This is a genomic window from Pseudocitrobacter faecalis, from assembly GCF_965231525.1.
In the GTDB taxonomy this organism is placed as follows: domain Bacteria; phylum Pseudomonadota; class Gammaproteobacteria; order Enterobacterales; family Enterobacteriaceae; genus Pseudocitrobacter; species Pseudocitrobacter faecalis.
In genome coordinates, this window is sequence record NZ_CBDDNJ010000002.1 from 1 (window position 1) to 21654 (window position 21654).

Consider the following 21654-nt stretch of genomic DNA (forward strand, 5'->3'; position numbering starts at 1 on the left):
ATTATGCGCACCTCGCAACGGTGAGCTTAACGCCGCGTTGCACTGCTCTTTAACAATTTATCAGACAATCTGTGTGGGCACTCAACGATACGGATTCTTAACGTCGCAAGACGATAAATGAATACCAAGTCTCTGAGTGAACACGTAATTCATTACGAAGTTTAATTCAAGAGCATCAAACTTAAATTGAAGAGTTTGATCATGGCTCAGATTGAACGCTGGCGGCAGGCCTAACACATGCAAGTCGAACGGTAACGGGAATCAGCTTGCTGATTCGCTGACGAGTGGCGGACGGGTGAGTAATGTCTGGGAAACTGCCTGATGGAGGGGGATAACTACTGGAAACGGTAGCTAATACCGCATAACGTCGCAAGACCAAAGAGGGGGACCTTCGGGCCTCTTGCCATCGGATGTGCCCAGATGGGATTAGCTAGTAGGTGGGGTAATGGCTCACCTAGGCGACGATCCTAGCTGGTCTGAGAGGATGACCAGCCACACTGGAACTGAGACACGGTCCAGACTCCTACGGGAGGCAGCAGTGGGGAATATTGCACAATGGGCGCAAGCCTGATGCAGCCATGCCGCGTGTATGAAGAAGGCCTTCGGGTTGTAAAGTACTTTCAGCGAGGAGGAAGGTGTTGTGGTTAATAACCACAGCAATTGACGTTACTCGCAGAAGAAGCACCGGCTAACTCCGTGCCAGCAGCCGCGGTAATACGGAGGGTGCAAGCGTTAATCGGAATTACTGGGCGTAAAGCGCACGCAGGCGGTTTGTTAAGTCAGATGTGAAATCCCCGGGCTCAACCTGGGAACTGCATTTGAAACTGGCAAGCTTGAGTCTCGTAGAGGGGGGTAGAATTCCAGGTGTAGCGGTGAAATGCGTAGAGATCTGGAGGAATACCGGTGGCGAAGGCGGCCCCCTGGACGAAGACTGACGCTCAGGTGCGAAAGCGTGGGGAGCAAACAGGATTAGATACCCTGGTAGTCCACGCTGTAAACGATGTCGACTTGGAGGTTGTGCCCTTGAGGCGTGGCTTCCGGAGCTAACGCGTTAAGTCGACCGCCTGGGGAGTACGGCCGCAAGGTTAAAACTCAAATGAATTGACGGGGGCCCGCACAAGCGGTGGAGCATGTGGTTTAATTCGATGCAACGCGAAGAACCTTACCTGGTCTTGACATCCACAGAACTTAGCAGAGATGCTTTGGTGCCTTCGGGAACTGTGAGACAGGTGCTGCATGGCTGTCGTCAGCTCGTGTTGTGAAATGTTGGGTTAAGTCCCGCAACGAGCGCAACCCTTATCCTTTGTTGCCAGCGATTCGGTCGGGAACTCAAAGGAGACTGCCAGTGATAAACTGGAGGAAGGTGGGGATGACGTCAAGTCATCATGGCCCTTACGACCAGGGCTACACACGTGCTACAATGGCATATACAAAGAGAAGCGACCTCGCGAGAGCAAGCGGACCTCATAAAGTATGTCGTAGTCCGGATTGGAGTCTGCAACTCGACTCCATGAAGTCGGAATCGCTAGTAATCGTAGATCAGAATGCTACGGTGAATACGTTCCCGGGCCTTGTACACACCGCCCGTCACACCATGGGAGTGGGTTGCAAAAGAAGTAGGTAGCTTAACCTTCGGGAGGGCGCTTACCACTTTGTGATTCATGACTGGGGTGAAGTCGTAACAAGGTAACCGTAGGGGAACCTGCGGTTGGATCACCTCCTTACCTTAAAGAACCGTTCCTTGAAGTGCTCACACAAATTGTCTGATAAATGATGAACTTCTGAATGTACTTTCGAGTGCATTAAGAAGTTTTGCTCTTTAAAAATCTGGATCAAGCTGAAAATTGAAACGACACACTGTTAAGTGTGTTCGAGTCTCTCAAATTTTCGCAACGCGAAGTGAAACATCTTCGGGTTGTGAGGTTAAGCGACTAAGCGTACACGGTGGATGCCCTGGCAGTCAGAGGCGATGAAGGACGTGCTAATCTGCGATAAGCGTCGGTAAGGTGATATGAACCGTTATAGCCGGCGATTTCCGAATGGGGAAACCCAGTGTGATTCGTCACACTATCATTACGTGAATACATAGCGTAATGAAGCGAACCGGGGGAACTGAAACATCTAAGTACCCCGAGGAAAAGAAATCAACCGAGATTCCCCAGTAGCGGCGAGCGAACGGGGAGCAGCCCAGAGTCTGAATCAGCATGTGTGTTAGTGGAACGGTCTGGAAAGTCCGACGGTACAGGGTGATAGTCCCGTACACCAAAATGCATATGCTGTGAACTCGAAGAGTAGGGCGGGACACGTGGTATCCTGTCTGAATATGGGGGGACCATCCTCCAAGGCTAAATACTCCTGACTGACCGATAGTGAACCAGTACCGTGAGGGAAAGGCGAAAAGAACCCCGGCGAGGGGAGTGAAAAAGAACCTGAAACCGTGTACGTACAAGCAGTGGGAGCCTACTTGTTAGGTGACTGCGTACCTTTTGTATAATGGGTCAGCGACTTATATTCTGTAGCAAGGTTAACCGAATAGGGGAGCCGAAGGGAAACCGAGTCTTAACTGGGCGTTAAGTTGCAGGGTATAGACCCGAAACCCGGTGATTCTAGCCATGGGCAGGTTGAAGGTTGGGTAACACTAACTGGAGGACCGAACCGACTAATGTTGAAAAATTAGCGGATGACTTGTGGCTGGGGGTGAAAGGCCAATCAAACCGGGAGATAGCTGGTTCTCCCCGAAAGCTATTTAGGTAGCGCCTCGTGAACTCATCTTCGGGGGTAGAGCACTGTTTCGGCTAGGGGGTCATCCCGACTTACCAACCCGATGCAAACTGCGAATACCGAAGAATGTTATCACGGGAGACACACGGCGGGTGCTAACGTCCGTCGTGAAGAGGGAAACAACCCAGACCGCCAGCTAAGGTCCCAAAGTCACAGTTAAGTGGGAAACGATGTGGGAAGGCTCAGACAGCCAGGATGTTGGCTTAGAAGCAGCCATCATTTAAAGAAAGCGTAATAGCTCACTGGTCGAGTCGGCCTGCGCGGAAGATGTAACGGGGCTAAACTGTGCACCGAAGCTGCGGCAGCGACACTAAGTGTTGTTGGGTAGGGGAGCGTTCTGTAAGCCGTTGAAGGTGTGTCGTGAGGCATGCTGGAGGTATCAGAAGTGCGAATGCTGACATAAGTAACGATAATGCGGGTGAAAAACCCGCACGCCGGAAGACCAAGGGTTCCTGTCCAACGTTAATCGGGGCAGGGTGAGTCGACCCCTAAGGCGAGGCCGAAAGGCGTAGTCGATGGGAAACAGGTTAATATTCCTGTACTTGGTGTTACTGCGAAGGGGGGACGGAGAAGGCTATGTTGGCCGGGCGACGGTTGTCCCGGTTTAAGCGTGTAGGTTTGCAGACCAGGTAAATCCGGTTTGCTTCAGGACTGAGACGTGACGACGAGGCACTACGGTGCTGAAGTGACAAATGCCCTGCTTCCAGGAAAAGCCTCTAAGCTACAGGTAACATCGAATCGTACCCCAAACCGACACAGGTGGTCAGGTAGAGAATACCAAGGCGCTTGAGAGAACTCGGGTGAAGGAACTAGGCAAAATGGTGCCGTAACTTCGGGAGAAGGCACGCTGATATGTAGGTGAAGCGGTTTACCCGTGGAGCTGAAATCAGTCGAAGATACCAGCTGGCTGCAACTGTTTATTAAAAACACAGCACTGTGCAAACACGAAAGTGGACGTATACGGTGTGACGCCTGCCCGGTGCCGGAAGGTTAATTGATGGGGTTAGCCGCAAGGCGAAGCTCTTGATCGAAGCCCCGGTAAACGGCGGCCGTAACTATAACGGTCCTAAGGTAGCGAAATTCCTTGTCGGGTAAGTTCCGACCTGCACGAATGGCGTAATGATGGCCAGGCTGTCTCCACCCGAGACTCAGTGAAATTGAACTCGCTGTGAAGATGCAGTGTACCCGCGGCAAGACGGAAAGACCCCGTGAACCTTTACTATAGCTTGACACTGAACATTGAGCCTTGATGTGTAGGATAGGTGGGAGGCTTTGAAGTGTGGACGCCAGTCTGCATGGAGCCAACCTTGAAATACCACCCTTTAATGTTTGATGTTCTAACGTAGACCCGTAATCCGGGTTGCGGACAGTGTCTGGTGGGTAGTTTGACTGGGGCGGTCTCCTCCCAAAGAGTAACGGAGGAGCACGAAGGTTAGCTAATCCTGGTCGGACATCAGGAGGTTAGTGCAATGGCATAAGCTAGCTTGACTGCGAGCGTGACGGCGCGAGCAGGTGCGAAAGCAGGTCATAGTGATCCGGTGGTTCTGAATGGAAGGGCCATCGCTCAACGGATAAAAGGTACTCCGGGGATAACAGGCTGATACCGCCCAAGAGTTCATATCGACGGCGGTGTTTGGCACCTCGATGTCGGCTCATCACATCCTGGGGCTGAAGTAGGTCCCAAGGGTATGGCTGTTCGCCATTTAAAGTGGTACGCGAGCTGGGTTTAGAACGTCGTGAGACAGTTCGGTCCCTATCTGCCGTGGGCGCTGGAGAATTGAGGGGGGCTGCTCCTAGTACGAGAGGACCGGAGTGGACGCATCACTGGTGTTCGGGTTGTCATGCCAATGGCATTGCCCGGTAGCTACATGCGGAAGAGATAAGTGCTGAAAGCATCTAAGCACGAAACTTGCCCCGAGATGAGTTCTCCTGAGACTTTAAGTCTCCTGAAGGAACGTTGAAGACGACGACGTTGATAGGCTGGGTGTGTAAGTGCAGCGATGCATTGAGCTAACCAGTACTAATGAACCGTGAGGCTTAACCTTACAACGCCGAAGGTGTTTTGGCGAAGAGAGACGATTTTCAGCCCAGATTCAGAGTCCGAAGGATTTTGCGCTGAGACAAGGCGGCAAATGAAGCGAAGGAAGGAGCATACTGAGGTATTTGACTGACTTTCGCGAATGCAGCCAACGCAGTATCAGCACAAAAGACACAGGACAGAGCACAGAATTTGCCTGGCGGCAACAGCGCGGTGGTCCCACCTGACCCCATGCCGAACTCAGAAGTGAAACGCCGTAGCGCCGATGGTAGTGTGGGGTCTCCCCATGCGAGAGTAGGGAACTGCCAGGCATCAAATAAAGCAGAAGGCCATCCGGAAGGATGGCCTTTTTGCGCTGGTGCGAAGAAAAAAACGCCGGCTGCGGCTATGCCTTACCCGGCCAAAAAATATCAACTAATGAATCACCTGCGATAAAAATGCCCGTGTGCGTTCCGATTTGGGATGTGCAAAAAACTCATCCGGCGCGGCCTGCTCAACAATCTCTCCACGATCCATAAATATCACACGATCAGCGACGGTACGCGCGAACCCCATCTCATGCGTGACACACAGCATTGTCATACCCGACTGTGCCAGCTCAATCATCGTATCCAGCACCTCTTTAACCATCTCTGGATCGAGCGCCGATGTCGGTTCATCAAACAGCATAATCTTGGGCTTCATGCACAGAGAACGGGCAATCGCGACACGTTGCTGCTGCCCGCCGGAAATTTGCCCGGGAAACTTATGTGCATGCTCGGCAATTCTCACACGTTCAAGGTAATGCATCGCCAGCGCTTCTGCCTCTTTCTTTGGCATTTTATGCACCCAAATGGGGGCCAGCGTACAGTTTTGCAGAACGCTCAGATGCGGGAATAAATTAAAGTGCTGGAACACCATGCCCACATCCTGGCGTACTTTCTCAATATTACGCAGATCGTCATTCAGCTCGATCCCATCAACAATAATTCGCCCCTGTTGATGTTCCTCCAGGTGGTTGATACAGCGAATAGTAGTGGATTTCCCTGAACCCGAAGGCCCACACAAGACAATACGCTCACCCGGCCTCACTTTCAGGTTAATGTCTTTTAAAACATGAAATTGCCCGTACCATTTATTCACACTTTCCAGCGTAATCATCGCGTCAGCGGGTTGCATTAAAATTTGGCTCATAGTTACCTCAGTGCGGTGTACGCCCGGTGTGGAAGCGCTTTTCAAGATACTGGCTGTAGCGCGACATGCTAAAACAGAAGATCCAGTAGATCAGCGCAGCGAAGACATATCCTTCCGTCGACATCCCCAGCCAGGCAGGATCGACGGTCGCTTGTTGCACGCTGCTGAAGAGATCAAACAGACCGATGATGATCACCAGACTGGTATCCTTGAACAGCGCAATAATGGTGTTTACCAGACCTGGAATCACCAGTTTCAGCGCCTGTGGAAGAATCACCAGTCCCTGCATCCTCCAGTAGCCCAGCGCCAGCGACTCCGCGGCTTCATATTGCCCCTTTGGCAGCGCCTGAAGCCCGCCGCGCACCACTTCCGCGACGTAGGCTGACTGGAACAGGATCACACCGACCAACGCGCGAATCAGCTTATCAATACTGGTGCCTTCCGCCATAAACAGCGGCAGCATGACAGAAGACATAAACAGCACCGTAATGAGCGGTACACCGCGCCAGAACTCGATAAAAATGACCGACAGAATTCGCACCACTGGCATGGTTGAACGTCGTCCTAACGCGAGCAGGATCCCAAGTGGTAGTGCCCCCGCGATACCAACAGCGGCGATAATCAGCGTCAGCGTCAACCCGCCCCACTGGCGCGTCTCGACGCGATCCAGTCCGAAAATCCCACCGTAGAGTAGTCCCCAAACAATCAGCGGGTAGATAACCGCCCAGCCAGCAATGTAGCCTCCGCGCTGTGGCAGGTTGCGCCAGAACATCAGCGCAATGGAGAACAGTCCAATCAGCAGTACCAGATTAATTCGCCAGCGCTGATCGTGTGGGTAGAGGCCATACATAAACTGGCCAAAACGTTGATGGATAAAGACCCAGCACGCTCCGGCTTTCGTACAATCAGCGCGCGTCGTGCCAACCCAGTTGGCCTGCAAAAATGCCCAGTTCAGCAGCGGCGGAATTAACTGCCACATCAACCATAGGCAGAACAAGGTGAGCAGGCTATTCAGCCAGCTGGAAAACAGGTTTTTGCGCATCCAGACAAGCGGTCGCCAGGACGAAGCTGGCGTGGGCGGGATCGGATGCGATAACAGTGCTTTTGTCATCATGTCTCCTTAACGCTCGACCAGGGCGATGCGGCGGTTATAGAGGTTCATCAGCAGGGAAATCGTCAGGCTGATAATCAGGTAAACCGACATGGTTATGGCGATAGTTTCAATCGCTTGTCCGGTCTGGTTGAGTACCGTTCCGGCAAACAGTGACACCATATCGGGATAACCAATCGCTGCCGCTAAAGAGGAGTTCTTCACAATATTCAGATACTGACTGGTAAGCGGTGGAATGATGACCCGAAGCGCCTGAGGAATAATCACCTGGCGTAGCGTGACAGGATTTGGCAGCCCCAGCGAACGCGCCGCTTCGTGCTGACCATAAGGCACCGCCTGAATACCTGCACGAATAATTTCCGCGATAAACGCCGACGTATAAACAGAGAGCGCCAGGGTGAGCGCTGCCAGCTCGGGGATAAGCGCCATGCCACCGCGGAAGTTAAACCCACGCAGTTCCGGCACATCCCAGTGCAACGCCGCGCCAAAGAATGCGTGAGCCAGAAGCGGTAAGCCAATGATGAGCGCCAGCGCCGCAGGCCAGGTGCGGCGAAGTTGCCCCGTTTTTATCTGACGTAATGTGTTGTAGCGATACAGCCCGATGGAGACGGCGATGGCGACAATAATGGCCGCCAGAAACGCCAGCAGCCCTTCCCCTAACTGCGGCGCAGGAATATACAGCCCACGATTGCTGAGAAACAGCAGGTCAAAGGCGTTAACCGCCTGACGCGGGCCAGGTAGATTACGCAGAACGGCGAAGTACCAAAAGAAGATTTGCAGCAGCGGGGGAATATTACGGAACGTCTCGATGTAAATCGTAGAGAGTTTACGCAGCAGCCAGTTATCTGATAAGCGTGCCAGCCCGAGGAAAAAACCGAGAATCGAAGCGAAAATAATACAGAGGGCGGAAACCAGCAGCGTGTTCAGCAGCCCGACCAGAAACACCCGGCCATAGGTATCACCCTGCTGATAATCAATCAGGTGCTGGACGATACCGAACCCGGCGCTACGATCGAGAAAAGCGAAGCCTGAGGTGATACCGCGGTTATTCAGGTTGGTAATCGTGTTGTGTATCAAATAGATGGCGATAGCGACAAGCGTCACTACAGCGATAATTTGAAACAGCCAGGCACGAACCGTGGGATTAGAAAAGGAGAGGGCTCCCTTTACGGTTGGGTGACGATGGCGCATAAAAAAACCTCAGAACCAGAACGAAAATGTGGGCGCCGCGGCGCAGCGCCCGTTACTGCCGTGCTTAGCGTACTGGCGGAGCGTATTGGATCCCGCCATTGTTCCAGAGGTTGTTTTGCCCGCGTTTGATCTTCAACGGGCTTTCCGATCCCACATTGCGCTCGAAGATCTCGCCGTAGTTGCCGACCTGCTTCACAATGTTGTAAGCCCATTTGTTATCGAGCTTAAGATCCTTACCGTAATCACCCTCTTTGCCTAACAGGTGCGCCATATCCGGCGTGGCAGGGCTGGCCGCTTTCTCGTCGACGTTCTTCGAGTTAATACCCATCTCTTCGGCGTTCAGCATGGCGAAAAGCGTCCAGCGAACGACGGAGAACCATTCGTCATCGCCACGGCGCACCACCGGCCCGAGCGGCTCTTTTGAGATAACTTCAGGCAGTACAATCCACTCCGCCGGGTTGCCAAGTTTGATGCGCAGGGCATACAGCTGTGACTGGTCAGAGGCCAGCGTATCGCAGCGTCCTGACTCCAGTGCTTTAGCCGATTCGTCAGAGCGGTCGAAGGTTACCGGCGTGTACTTCATGTTATTGGCTTTGAAGTAGTCCGCTACGTTCAGTTCTGTATCCGTGCCAGCCTGAATACAAACCGTTGCACCATCCAGTTCTTTCGCGCTTTTCAGATCGGCTTTGTTATGGGTCAGGAAGCCGATACCGTCGTAATAGGTCACGCCAGTGAAAGACATCCCCATGCCGGTATCGCGCGACGAGGTCCAGGTGGTATTACGGGAGAGTAGATCCACTTCACCCGATTGCAGCGCAGTGAAGCGTTCTTTGGCGGTGAGTGGGGTATATTTTACTTTACTAGCATCGCCAAAGACGGCAGCGGCGACCCCGCGACAGACATCTACGTCGATACCGCTAAATTTGCCATCGGCATCGGCGTATGAGAAACCGGGCAGGCCGTCACTGATCCCACACTGGACGAACCCTTTTTTCTTAACTGCATCAAATGTGGTACCTGCATGTGCCTGATTCACAACCGCAAACAGCGCGCCGGCAGCGGCGAGGCTGGCTATCATTATCTTTTTCATAATGCATCCTGTGTGGCGGAAAATTATCTTTATAAGTGACGTTTGGGAAACGCCTGAACCTGTCTTTCGTAGAGGCTCTACGTTTTACTAAGCAAAGGTAGTGCCAGGTTTGCGCGAGGTAATTAAGCGCAATATGTCTGAGTGTAGACAGTAAAAAATAAAATCAGCGCCCTGAAATAGTGCGAAATTACAACGTAAGCCACATTTTGGCGCAAAATATTTTCTTTTTAATGGCAACAGTTCGCTAACAGTTTTGCCCGTGAATATAAGCAAACTGTAGGATGAAATGAAGTTGTGAAAAGCAACACGAATAATTGCAACGTGGCAATATTTAAGAAAGCAGGATGTGATTAACTTCTATATGTATTTATTTATATAACGTTGGAAGCGTAAAAAATTGCACCACCGAAAGGCAAACGCGCGGCAGGGCCGCGCGCGGAGAGTATTATTTGGACAGGGCGATGATCCCCATCGTCAGGCCCGCTACAGCGGCAGTCCCTACAGCGACGGCGCCCGCAGTCTCCCAGTTATCCTGAGTGGTGCCTTTCATACAGGTATTGGTATGAACCAGACGTCCCTGATCATCATAGACCGGTACGCAGGGCGAATCGTGAGCACAACCTGCCAGCAGTGCGGTAAGCAGTGCGACAGAAATTAATCTTTTCATGGTGTTACCTCAATAATCACGCCTTCGTTTAATAAGCTAAGTCTCTTATTAACGAGCTCGGGCCTATTTTATCACTGGCGATAAAAAGACCGTCGTGCGGAATAATGTCAATTCATGTGAATTGTAAAAATAATGAAGAAAAGAGAGTTTTATAGATTAGGTTTAAGAAAGAACGAATCACTATCTTATTCATTTTTATAGCCATCAAACTGCATAAAAAAGGCGCCCGAAGACGCCTTTATGTTTCAGCCTTATTCGCTTTTGCCTTTGAAGCGACGACGAATGACCACAAAGAAGACGGGTACGAAGAAAATGGCTAACAATGTCGCGGAAACCATTCCGCCCATAACGCCAATACCCACCGCATTTTGTGCGCCACTCCCGGCACCGTTGCTGATAGCCAGCGGTAATACACCGAGGATAAAAGCAAGCGATGTCATCAGGATAGGGCGCAAACGCATTCGCACCGACATCAACGTTGCTTCGATGATGCCTTTGCCCTCTTTCTCCATCAGATCTTTGGCAAACTCTACGATCAGAATGGCGTTCTTAGCCGAAAGCCCGATGGTGGTGAGCAGGCCAACCATAAAGTAGACGTCATTTTTCTGACCAAAGAGCGTGGCGGCTAACAGCACGCCGACGATCCCCAGCGGTACGACCAGCATCACGGAGAACGGAATCGACCAACTCTCATAAAGCGCAGCCAGACAGAGGAAGACGATGACGAAGGAAATCCCGATAAGGGCTGGCGCCTGGTTACCTGACAGTCGCTCCTGATAGGACATTCCCGTCCAGTCGTAGCCAATGCCGGCAGGCAGCGTCGAGGCCAGATGTTCCATCATAGCCATCGCTTCACCGGTACTTTTACCCGCAGCCGACTCGCCCAGAATTTCCATCGAAGGCAGCCCGTTATAACGCTCCAGACGTGGGGAGCCGTGAGACCAACGCGCGGTGCTAAAGGTGGAGAACGGCACCATTTCGCCATTGGCGCTGCGTACGTACAGACTATTGATATCTTCCGGCAGCATGCGGTACTTCGCGTCGGCCTGCACGTAAACTTTTTTCACGCGACCACGGTCGATAAAATCGTTAACGTAAGCGCCGCCCAGCGAGGCTGAAATGGTCTCGTTGATGTCCGAAAGCGACACGCCCAGTGCCTGCGCCTTCTCCTGATCGACATCCAGTTTAAACTGCACCGTATCTTCAAGGCCGTTAGGTCGTACGCCTTCCAGGATATCCGGGTGCTGCATGGCTTTACCCAGCAGCTCATTACGTGCGGCGGTCAATGCCTGATGGCCCAGCCCGCCCTGGTCGATAAGTTCGAAGTCGAAACCAGTCGCGGTGCCCAGTTCGAGAATCGGTGGCATATTAAAACCGCGTACAAAGCCATCCGTAATCTGTGCAAATGCCGCATTAGCACGATTCAAAATAGCGGTAACCTTCGACTCTTTTCCTTCGCGCTGCTCCCACGGTTTCAGGCTGACAAACGCCATGCCGGCGTTCTGTGCCTGGCCACTAAAGCTAAAGCCGTTAACGGTAAAAACACTTTCCACATCGGCTTTTTCGTTGTTCAGGTAATAATGCGTAACCTGATCGAGCACCTTCTGCGTGCGTTCCTGGGTCGCCCCGGCAGGAAGCTGAACGATGGTCATGAAGACACCCTGGTCTTCGTCTGGCAGGAAAGAGGAGGGGAGGCGCAACGCCAGCATCACCATTCCTGCCACAATCAGAACAAAGATCAGCAGATAACGACCCGTTGAACCCAGTATCCGACTCACACTGTCGGTGTAATGCCCCACACTCTGCTCGAACAGATTGTTAAACCAACCAAAGAACCCGCCCTTATGCGCATGTTGCTCTGGTGACATGGGTTTCAAAATAGTGGCGCACAGCGCCGGGGTGAGGATCAATGCGACCAGTACCGAGAGGGCCATCGCCGATACGATGGTGATGGAAAACTGGCGATAAATCGCTCCGGTCGACCCACCAAAGAAGGCCATAGGAATAAATACCGCCGACAGCACCATGGCAATCCCGACCAGTGCCCCCTGAATTTGCGACATCGATTTTTCTGTCGCTTCTTTTGGTGGCAGATGCTCTTCAGCCATCACACGCTCAACGTTCTCCACCACCACGATGGCATCATCAACCAACAGGCCGATGGCGAGCACCATCCCGAACATCGTGAGGGTGTTAATGGAGTAGCCAAAAGCCGACAGAATAGCGAACGTCCCCAGTAGCACGACCGGCACGGCGATCGTCGGGATAAGTGTCGCGCGGATGTTCTGTAAAAACAGATACATTACAAGGAAAACCAGCACGATCGCTTCGAACAGGGTTTTCACCACCTCGTTGATAGAGATTTTCACAAACGGCGTCGTGTCGTACGGATACACCACTTTCATTCCTTGCGGGAAGAAAGGTTGTAGCTCTGCCAGCTTCTCTTTAATCGCTTTTGCGGTATCGAGGGCATTGGCGCCGGTCGCCAGCTTGATGCCCAGGCCCGATGCAGGGTTGCCGTTAATTCGCGCCACCACGTTATAGTTCTCACCGCCAAGCTCGATACGCGCGACATCTTTCAGATGCACCACGGAGCCGTCAGTATTAACACGCAGCGTAACGTTCCCGAACTCAACTGGATCTTTCAGGCGCGTTTGCGCAATGATGGAGGCGTTAAGCTGTTGCCCCGGCAGCGCAGGCGTTCCGCCAAGCTGACCTGCGGCAATCTGGTCATTCTGTACTTTCAGTTGATTAATGACATCAACCGGGGTGAGGCGATATTTATTCAGCAGGTTAGCATCCAGCCAGATTCGCATTGCGTATTGCGCACCGAACAGCTGCACATCGCCCACGCCGTTAAGGCGGCTGATGGAGTCTTTAATGTTAGACGCCACGTAGTCAGAAATATCATCCTGGGTGGTCGACGGGTTATCGGAGACAAAGCCGGCCACCATGAGGAAGCTGCTGCTCGATTTCTCGACGCTGATCCCCTGTTGCTGTACTTCCTGGGGCAGTAGCGGCGTGGCAAGCTGAAGCTTGTTCTGCACCTGTACCTGCGCGATATCCGGATCGGTGCCCGACTGGAAGGTCAGGGTAATTGTCACGCTTCCTGCAGAGTCGCTGGTGGAGGACATGTACATCAGGTTATCGATACCGTTCATGTTCTGCTCGATAACCTGTGTGACGGTGTCCTGCACCGTTTGTGCATCGGCCCCCGGATAATTTGCGGAAACAGAGACTGCCGGTGGCGCGATGGTGGGATATTGTGCAACCGGCAGTTGCATAATCGCCAGCACGCCAGCCATCATCAAAATGATAGCCAGCACCCAGGCAAAAATCGGACGCTTGATAAAAAAGTTAGCCATTTCGTAGGGATACCTTACTGCGCCGTAGTCGGAGTGGATTCATCGCTAACGGCGATAACCTTCGCACCGGGGTGTGCTTTCTGTAAGCCGCTGACAATCACCTTCTCGCCCGTCTTCAGCCCTTCGCTAATCAACCATTGGTCGCCAATGGCCTGCGTAGCGACAACGTTGCGCATTTCGACGGTGCTATCGTTATTCACTACCATCACGGTGGCATCACCGCGCGGCGTACGTGTTACGCCCTGCTGCGGCACCAGAATGGCGCCTGGCTGAACGCCTTCATCGATGCGGGCCCGCACAAACATCCCCGGCAGCAAGGTGTGCTGCGGGTTAGGGAAGACGGCGCGCAGGGTGATAGAGCCGGTGCTTTCATCGACAGTGACGTCGGAAAACTGCAATGTGCCTTTCAGTGGATAAGGCTGACCGTTTTCCATCAGCAGCGCCACATTGCTGGCGGCCGCCTCTTTTTGCAGATTCCCCTGCTCGACGGACTGCTTCAGGCGCATGAAGTCGCTGCTGGACTGCGTAACATCGACATAGATAGGGTCCAGTTGCTGTACGGTTGCCAGCTCGGTGGTTTGCCCATTGGTCACCAGCGCGCCTTCCGTCACATTGGATTTACCGATGCGTCCGCTAATGGGTGACGTCACTTTGGTATAAGCCAGATTGATACGCGCACTCTCCACCGAGGCTTTAGCGGCAACGACCATCGCATCTGCCTGACGCGCGTCGGCAATAGCCTGGTCATACTCTTGCTGGCTGATGTATTGGGTTCCTACCAGCGGCACATAGCGTTTTACCGTCAGGTGCGCTATCTGCGCGGCGGCTTCACTTTTCCCCAGTTCGGCCTTCGCGCTGTCGTAATCGGCCTGATAGGTTGCCGGATCAATCTGATACAGCGACTGTCCTGCTTCGACGTCGCTGCCCTCAGTAAAGTGGCGCTGTAAAATGATACCGCTAACCTGTGGGCGTACCTGGGCGATGCGGAATGCAGATGTGCGGCCTGGCAGCTCAGTGGTCACAGCCAGCGGCGCTGTTTTCACAATGTGAACCGTCACCTGAGGTTGCTGAGGATGAACTTGCTTCTCATCCTGATCGTTACAACCGGCAAGTAACGTAGCCGAAATGATGATGAAGGTGGGCAGGAGTGAAAACCTGGCGTATTTCGTCATTGCAGTTCCTTATAAACCGAAGCTCGCTATTTACCGTCGCAGGTAATAGAGAAAACAGAAGCCGAGAAAATAAATAGTTTGCTATCCTACAAATAATAAGGTGGCTATGTAAGCAATAGTTATTTATTCACCATTCGAAAGGCACGCAAACATAAAAGGGAGATAAGATAAGTGTGTTTTTTATTGGCGGACTGTTTCTAAATATAACGATATGCCGTGGGCTGTAATTACATATGGATGATGAATATAATAATATCAATTTATTTATTGTGATTATATTTGTTGTTTCGACGGTTTTTAATTCTTCGGGATGAATTAAAGATAAAATAGTGTCATTATCGTCGTCTCTATTTTCTCTTCCATGCAGGGTTACGCCATGGTGAAAAAAACCAAAGCAGAGGCGCTTAAAACACGCCAGCTACTGATTGACACGGCGATCGCGCAGTTTGCTGCGCGCGGCGTGACAAATACTACGCTGAACGACATTGCCGATGCCGCTCAGGTCACACGTGGCGCCATCTACTGGCACTTTGAGAACAAAATACAACTGTTCAATGAAATCTGGCGTCAGCAACCAGCACTGAGTGAATTGATCACCATTGACCTTACCGCGGAGTGGCAGAACAATCCGCTCAGGTTGATGCGTGAAAAACTTATACTCGGGCTACAATATATTGCAACCAATCCACGCCAACGCGCATTAATGCAAATTTTGTATCATAAATGTGAATTTCACGAAGAGATGCTTTCGGAACAATATATTCGTGAGAAGATTGGATTTAGTCATCCGCAGATGCGGAGTTTATTGATTCAGGCTATCGCGCGCGGGCAGCTTTCACCCAGTCTGGACTTAGACGTAATATTAATTATTCTGCATGGTTGTTTTAGCGGTATTGTTAAAAACTGGTTGATGAATCAGGCACAGTACGATTTATTCTCACAAGCCCCCGCGCTGGTGGATAATACATTACGTATGCTGGCCAATAATTATAATTTTGATGAATGTGTCATGGCAGAAGGGATTGCAGGATAATACCGATCTAAGCGCTCATCCTGCAGGCTATTTGTGCGCAGGTTTATTCCAGTTCGCTACAGTTTACCAGTTTTAACGGATTGACCGAGTCCATGTTTCTGCACTTGTCCGTTTCTGTCGCCAGCAGCTCTATCCACTGCATCAGCACCGCATCAAAGAAGAACATAAACAGCGCGAAAACGACAAGCCAACCGTATTTGCGAATCATGAGCCAACCCTGGTATTGATAACGTGAATGGCAGCAATATACACGAAAATGAGGGGCGGGAAAGTGGAGAAAGCGCGGTTTTACAGACAATAAAAAAGGCGCGTCCCCATGCCGAGTAGCGCCTTTTTATCCGTCATGAACGAAACTTAGTTCATGCCGTATTTTTTCAGTTTTTTACGCAGCGTACCGCGGTTGATCCCCATCATGAGAGCAGCACGGGTTTGGTTACCGCGGGTGTATTGCATCACCATGTCCAACAGGGGCTGTTCTACTTCAGCCAGTACCAGCTCATACAGATCATTAACATCCTGACCATTCAGTTGAGCAAAATAGTTCTTCAGTGCCTGTTTAACCGAGTCACGCAGGGGCTTTTGAGTTACCTGGTCCTGAGAGTTAACGGTTGAAACGGTCAGTACGTCAGAATTTACGCGTTGTTCGAACATAGTTCTGTCAGCTCTTTATTTCTATTACGCAAAATTTTCGAAGTATGCCTCCAACGCCTCCAGCTGTTCGCTGGCATCCTCAATGGCGTTGAATGTGCGCCGAAACTGGTCATCTGGAGCGTGCTCCTGGAGATACCAGGAGACGTGCTTACGTGCAATTCGGTACCCTTTTGCCTGACCATAAAAGTCGTGCAACTCCCGAACATGCGCGCAAAGTAAGCGCTTAACCTCTGCCAGAGGCAGAGGGGGCAGCAGCTCCCCAGTGTCCAGATAATGCTGGATTTCCCGAAAGATCCAGGGTCTTCCCTGAGCTGCGCGGCCTATCATCAGGGCATCAGCCCCCGTATAGTCCAGTACAGCTCTGGCTTTAAGCGGGTCAGTAATGTCGCCATTCGCGATAATCGGAATGGAAACTTTCTGCTTAACTGCCCGAATACTGTCGTACTCAGCTTCACCATTAAACAAACAGGCGCGTGTGCGTCCGTGAATCGTCAGGGCCTGAATGCCACAGTCTTCAGCCAGTTGGGCAATTTCTTCACAGTTACGGTGCTCAGGAGCCCAGCCAGTGCGAATTTTGAGTGTTACGGGAACGTCCACTGCCTTCACGACCGCGGTCAGGATAGACTGCACCTGGTCCGGATACTGCAGTAGGGCTGAGCCCGCGAGCTTGCGATTCACTTTCTTTGCTGGACAGCCCATATTGATATCAATAATTTGGGCGCCGCTTTCCACATTAATGCGTGCGGCCCATGCCATCTCTTCAGGATCGCTACCGGCGATTTGCACGGTTCGAATACCTGGTTCATCAACGTGCACCATCCGTAAGCGAGACTTATCACTCTCCCATACCTGCGGGTTAGAGGACATCATCTCGGAAACGGTTAAACCTGCCCCCATCTCATAGCACAGCGTCCGGAATGGTCTGTCAGTGATGCCAGCCATTGGCGCTGCGATCAGGCGATTTCTGAGCTGATAGTGTCCGATGCGCATGAGTTAAGAAATGACCATACTGTGACTGCAAGGCGGCGTATATTACGCATTTTTTGGACGAGATGAAAGGCCAAACTTTGAGCAATCAGATGTTGTAGATCAATGAATCGCAGCTCAAAGGATAGTCAAAAAATAAATATCTTTAATAATCATGAGATTAATTCGATATGGATATTTTGTGTGCAGCGATAAAAAGGTAAAACTTCTCGTTTTTTCTTACTTCTCATCGCGTAATCACGACATAAAACGCTGTTTTTATGAACAAAAAGAGGGCGCTATAGTGCGATCTGGATCGCATTTATTGCCATTGCCAGCAGGAATGAGAGGAAGCAGGCGGCCTGGACAGGCCGCCTGAAGGCTTACTTCTTACGACCCGTGATGCGACACCACTCTTCTTTCTCAACAACCGCGTCGAGTTCGAAAAGCTCAGCGTAAGCTTCACATACGCTTTCTGCCTGGCTGGCCAGTATACCGGAAAGCCCCAGCAGACCGCCTGAAACGGGCAGCACGCTGATTAATGGAGCCAGCTCGCGTAATGGGCCTGCGAGGATGTTGGCGACCACCACGTCGGCGCTCATGGCGTCTGGCTGCTCCTGCGGCAGATAGAGTTCCAGACGCTCGGAGACGCCGTTACGTTCGGCGTTATCGCGGCTGGCCTGAATCGCCTGCGGGTCGATATCAATACCAATGGCTTTAGCCGCGCCAAGCTTCAACGCCGCGATAGCCAGAATACCGGAGCCACAGCCGAAATCGATAATGGTTTTACCCGCCAGATCGAGCCCGTCAAGCCACTGCAGGCACAGGGAGGTCGTCGGGTGTGTCCCGGTGCCAAACGCCAGTCCCGGGTCGAGCATCACGTTAACCGCGTTGGCATCCGGGACATCGCGCCAGCTTGGGCAAATCCACAGACGCTCACCGAAACGCATCGGGTGGAAGTTATCCATCCACTCGCGTTCCCAGTCTTTATCTTCCAGCTGCTCGATTTTATGGGCAAAACCAGCACCCAGCAGCGGATGCAGTTCCAGGGCGGCAACGACCGCTTTCATGTCGGTCTCTGCATCGAACAGGCCGATAACGTCCGTATCGCCCCACAGGCGGGTTTCACCTGGCAGCGGCTCAAACACCGGCGTATCGTGCGTATCCTGGAAGGTGATGGAGACGGCGCCCGTTTCCATCAGCGCATCGCTTAAGTCCTCAGCGTTCGCGCCGCTGGTATTTAGTTTCAGTTGGATCCATGGCATGGCAAAAACTCTTTATTTATCAGTAGACAGTACGACAGTTTGTGGTGCGGAAGAACCGAAACGGTTCCCGACCAGAAACGCCAGCAAACTCAGCAGTAACGAAGGCACAATCGGATGGAAGCCCAGGTACTGAATATTAAACGTCGCGAGTACGGCATAGAGCACGCCACCCACGATCATCGCGCTCAGCGCACCTGCGGCGTTCGCGCGTTCCCAGTAAAGCCCCAGCACCAGCGGCCACAGGAACACCGCTTCCAGGCCACCAAAGGCCAGCAGATTCAGCCAGATGATCATCTCTGGCGGACGCCATGCCGCCAGTAGCAGCAGCGTCCCCAAAATCAGGGTAATGGCCGCTGACATTCGCTTCAGGCGTCGCTCGTTTTGCAACTGCTCCGGGCGCAGGTTCAGGTAGAGATCTTTAATGATCGTAGCGGAACTTTGCAGCAACTGTGCATTGATCGTCGACATAATGGCGGCCATCGGCGCGGCGAGGAAGATCCCGGCGGCGAATGGCGGTAACACCTTAACCATCAGCGTGGGGATAACCAGATCCGGCACGGTTAAATCCGGGATCACCGCACGCCCCAGCGCGCCAGCCAGGTGCATACCGAACATCAGGATAGCGACAACGATGGTGCCGATAATAATCCCACGGTGCACGGCCTTGCTGTCTTTATAGGAGATACAGCGCACCGCCGTGTGCGGTAGGCCAATTACCCCGAAGCACACCAGTACCCAGAATGATGTCATAAAGGTAGGCGAGAGAATATCTTCGGCACCTTCCGGGCTGACCAGTTTTGGGTCAATGGTTTGCAATGTTTCAACCGCATGGCTCAGGCCGCCCGCTGCGTGCACGATACCGACCAACAATACGATGGTGCCCATCAGCATCACCAGCCCCTGCATCGTGTCGTTGAGTACGCTGGCGCGAAATCCGCCAAACGCGGTATAGAGCGCAATACTGATGCCGAAAATCAGCAAACCGGTTTCATAAGGAATACCCGCCGCCGTTTCCAGCAGGCGCGCGCCGCCGATGAACTGTACGGTCATCGCGCCGATGAACGCGATAAGCAGGCTCAGGCTTGCCAGCCACACCAGCAGGCGGCTCTGATAGCGGGCAAACAGCATATCGTTCAAGGTGACGGCGTTATAGCGTCGCGCGAGAATGGCAAATTTTTTGCCCAGTATTCCCAGCGACAGCCAGACAGCAGGCAGTTGAATCATCGCCAGTAGTACCCAGCCGAGACCGTATTTATACGCCGCACCCGGCCCGCCAATAAACGAGCTGGCGCTGATATAGGTGGCCGTCAGCGTCATTGCCAGCACAATTCCGCCCATCGAGCGGCTACCGAGGAAGTATTCGTTCAGGAACGAACCTGTTGCTCGCTTGCGCATTGCATAAACCGAGAGGCCAAACACCACCACCAGGTAAGCGACAAGCGGAAGAATCACTTCAAGCTGCATCGTCATCCTCCAGCGGAATGTCGCGGTAAATCAGTTTTACCATTGCCCAGCACAGTACAATAAAGATCAGCGGCACCAGCAAGCATGCCATCTCGAACCAGTGCGGCAGGCCGGTAACACCGATCGCAGAATCAGGTAAGTAAGCAGCCACTAACCATGCGACAAGATAAAGAAGGGTCAGCCACAGCGCCCAGCGCGCCTCTTTATGGGCCTGAACAAAACGCTTGTCCATTTTTTGTCCCTTGTGGATGAAGAAAGCGGGGATTGTACATGAGGGCGAGCGGGAGGGAAAAAACAAAAGGCCGGAATCTCCGGCCTTTTGCAATCAACGCGGGCAGATTAATCCTGAAGACCGAGTTTTTTCTCCAGATAGTGGATGTTAGTACCACCATGCTGGAAGTTCTCGTCATTCATGATGCGGATCTGCAAATCAACGTTGGTTTTGATGCCGTCGATGATCAGTTCCTGCAATGCGTTTTTCATACGGGAAATCGCAACGTCGCGAGTTTCACCGTAGCAAATCAGTTTGCCGATCATTGAGTCATAGTACGGCGGTACTGTGTAGCCCGCGTAGATATGAGATTCCCAACGAACGCCAAAACCGCCCGGCGCGTGGAAGCGCGTGATTTTACCCGGGCTTGGCAGGAAGGTGTCCGGGTCTTCGGCGTTGATACGGCATTCCACCGCATGGCCGCGAACCTGTACTTCGTCCTGCTTGATAGAGAGCGGTTGGCCTGCGGCGATGCGCAGCTGCTCTTTAATCAGGTCAACGCCGGTGATCATTTCGGTAACCGGGTGTTCTACCTGAATACGGGTGTTCATCTCGATGAAGTAGAACTCGCCGTTTTCGAACAGAAACTCGAAAGTACCTGCCCCGCGATAGCCGATATCCACACAGGCTTTAGCGCAACGTTCGCCGATGTAGCGGCGCAGTTCTGGCGTAATGCCCGGTGCTGGCGCTTCTTCGACCACTTTCTGGTGACGACGCTGCATAGAGCAGTCACGTTCTGCCAGATAGATTGCGTTCCCCTGACCATCAGCCAGTACCTGGATTTCCACGTGGCGTGGGTTTTCCAGATATTTTTCCATGTACACCATGTCGTTGTTGAAAGCCGCTTTGGCTTCCGCTTTCGTCATAGAGATGGACTGCGCCAGGTCGGCGTCGTTGCGCACAACGCGCATACCACGACCGCCGCCGCCGCCGGAGGCTTTGATGATAACCGGGTAGCCGATACGTTTTGCATGGGCGCGGTTAGCGTCCATATCGTCGCCCAGCGGGCCATCGGAACCTGGTACGGTTGGAACGCCGGCTTTCTTCATTGCGGTGATAGCAGACACTTTATCGCCCATCAGGCGGATAGTGTCGGCTTTCGGGCCGATAAAGATAAAGCCAGAACGTTCAACCTGCTCAGCAAAGTTGGCGTTCTCGGAGAGGAAGCCATAACCTGGGTGAATTGCTACTGCGCCAGTGATCTCAGCTGCGCTGATGATCGCCGGAATGTTCAGGTAGCTTTTTACGGACGGAGCCGGGCCGATACAGACCGTCTCATCCGCCAGCAATACGTGTTTTAAATCGCGATCCGCAGTGGAGTGCACAGCGACGGTCTTGATGCCCAGCTCTTTACAGGCACGAAGAATACGCAGTGCGATCTCGCCACGGTTAGCGATGACAATTTTATCCAGCATC

General features: G+C 52.4%; 15 protein-coding genes and 3 rRNA genes. 4 read left to right on the forward strand and 14 right to left on the reverse strand.

Features of this window, described 5'->3' with window-relative positions; all coding sequences use genetic code 11:
- Window positions 1-183 precede the first annotated feature (183 nt).
- From ACOXYR_RS00635 to rrf, 3 genes are all read left to right on the forward strand, one after another.
- Window positions 184-1724: ribosomal RNA gene (locus ACOXYR_RS00635) — 16S ribosomal RNA — on the forward strand.
- A 197-nt stretch (window positions 1725-1921) separates the two neighbouring features.
- A 23S ribosomal RNA gene (locus ACOXYR_RS00640) occupies window positions 1922-4826 on the forward strand.
- A gap of 188 nt (window positions 4827-5014) precedes the next feature.
- A 5S ribosomal RNA gene (gene rrf, locus ACOXYR_RS00645) occupies window positions 5015-5130 on the forward strand.
- Together the 16S, 23S and 5S rRNA genes form the textbook arrangement of a ribosomal RNA operon.
- Window positions 5131-5233: 103 nt before the next feature.
- On the opposite strand, the gene ACOXYR_RS00650 is transcribed toward rrf, so the two are convergent.
- The 7 genes from ACOXYR_RS00650 to ACOXYR_RS00680 form a co-directional block, all read right to left on the reverse strand.
- Window positions 5234-5992, reverse strand: coding sequence for an amino acid ABC transporter ATP-binding protein (locus tag ACOXYR_RS00650; protein WP_421355441.1), 759 nt, complete (start codon window positions 5990-5992; stop codon window positions 5234-5236).
- A 7-nt stretch (window positions 5993-5999) separates the two neighbouring features.
- Window positions 6000-7103 carry an amino acid ABC transporter permease gene (locus ACOXYR_RS00655; RefSeq protein ID WP_421355445.1) on the reverse strand — a complete coding sequence of 368 codons (1104 nt, stop codon included), beginning with the start codon at window positions 7101-7103 and terminating at the stop codon, window positions 6000-6002.
- Between the two features lie 9 nt (window positions 7104-7112).
- Window positions 7113-8294, reverse strand: a complete 1182-nt coding sequence (locus ACOXYR_RS00660; RefSeq protein WP_421355440.1) for an amino acid ABC transporter permease — start codon at window positions 8292-8294, stop codon at window positions 7113-7115.
- 64 nt (window positions 8295-8358) lie between these two features.
- A complete protein-coding gene (locus ACOXYR_RS00665) occupies window positions 8359-9384 on the reverse strand; it encodes an amino acid ABC transporter substrate-binding protein (RefSeq protein ID WP_421355439.1) in 1026 nt (341 codons plus the stop codon).
- A 445-nt stretch (window positions 9385-9829) separates the two neighbouring features.
- Entirely contained in the window at window positions 9830-10051 is a 222-nt protein-coding gene (locus tag ACOXYR_RS00670) for a lipoprotein (protein WP_015962767.1), read from the reverse strand.
- Between the two features lie 251 nt (window positions 10052-10302).
- A complete protein-coding gene (locus tag ACOXYR_RS00675; RefSeq protein ID WP_350435850.1) occupies window positions 10303-13416 on the reverse strand; it encodes an efflux RND transporter permease subunit in 3114 nt (1037 codons plus the stop codon).
- A gap of 14 nt (window positions 13417-13430) precedes the next feature.
- Window positions 13431-14588, reverse strand: a complete 1158-nt coding sequence (locus tag ACOXYR_RS00680; protein WP_113858877.1) for an efflux RND transporter periplasmic adaptor subunit — start codon at window positions 14586-14588, stop codon at window positions 13431-13433.
- Window positions 14589-14964: 376 nt separating this feature from the next.
- Between ACOXYR_RS00680 and envR the strand changes: the two genes are divergently transcribed.
- A complete protein-coding gene (gene envR / locus ACOXYR_RS00685) occupies window positions 14965-15621 on the forward strand; it encodes an acrEF/envCD operon transcriptional regulator (RefSeq protein WP_407731687.1) in 657 nt (218 codons plus the stop codon).
- A 43-nt stretch (window positions 15622-15664) separates the two neighbouring features.
- Here the strand turns inward: envR and ACOXYR_RS00690 are convergent, their stop codons facing one another.
- The 7 genes from ACOXYR_RS00690 to accC form a co-directional block, all read right to left on the reverse strand.
- A complete protein-coding gene (locus tag ACOXYR_RS00690) occupies window positions 15665-15829 on the reverse strand; it encodes a DUF2556 family protein (protein ID WP_108474910.1) in 165 nt (54 codons plus the stop codon).
- 146 nt (window positions 15830-15975) lie between these two features.
- Window positions 15976-16272 carry a DNA-binding transcriptional regulator Fis gene (fis, locus tag ACOXYR_RS00695; protein ID WP_000462905.1) on the reverse strand — a complete coding sequence of 99 codons (297 nt, stop codon included), beginning with the start codon at window positions 16270-16272 and terminating at the stop codon, window positions 15976-15978.
- Between the two features lie 24 nt (window positions 16273-16296).
- Window positions 16297-17262 (reverse strand): tRNA dihydrouridine synthase DusB, encoded by a 966-nt coding sequence (dusB, locus tag ACOXYR_RS00700; RefSeq protein WP_108474911.1) that lies wholly within the window; start codon window positions 17260-17262, stop codon window positions 16297-16299.
- 359 nt (window positions 17263-17621) lie between these two features.
- Window positions 17622-18503, reverse strand: coding sequence for a 50S ribosomal protein L11 methyltransferase (gene prmA, locus ACOXYR_RS00705; protein WP_421355438.1), 882 nt, complete (start codon window positions 18501-18503; stop codon window positions 17622-17624).
- Between the two features lie 12 nt (window positions 18504-18515).
- Window positions 18516-19967: a sodium/pantothenate symporter gene (panF, locus tag ACOXYR_RS00710; protein ID WP_421355437.1), complete on the reverse strand. Its 1452-nt coding sequence runs from the start codon at window positions 19965-19967 to the stop codon at window positions 18516-18518.
- Window positions 19957-20199: a YhdT family protein gene (locus ACOXYR_RS00715; RefSeq protein ID WP_113858879.1), complete on the reverse strand. Its 243-nt coding sequence runs from the start codon at window positions 20197-20199 to the stop codon at window positions 19957-19959. Before ACOXYR_RS00715 ends, panF begins: the two co-directional genes overlap by 11 nt.
- 107 nt (window positions 20200-20306) lie before the next feature.
- A complete protein-coding gene (gene accC / locus ACOXYR_RS00720) occupies window positions 20307-21653 on the reverse strand; it encodes an acetyl-CoA carboxylase biotin carboxylase subunit (RefSeq protein ID WP_108474915.1) in 1347 nt (448 codons plus the stop codon).
- Window position 21654: the final 1 nt, after the last annotated feature.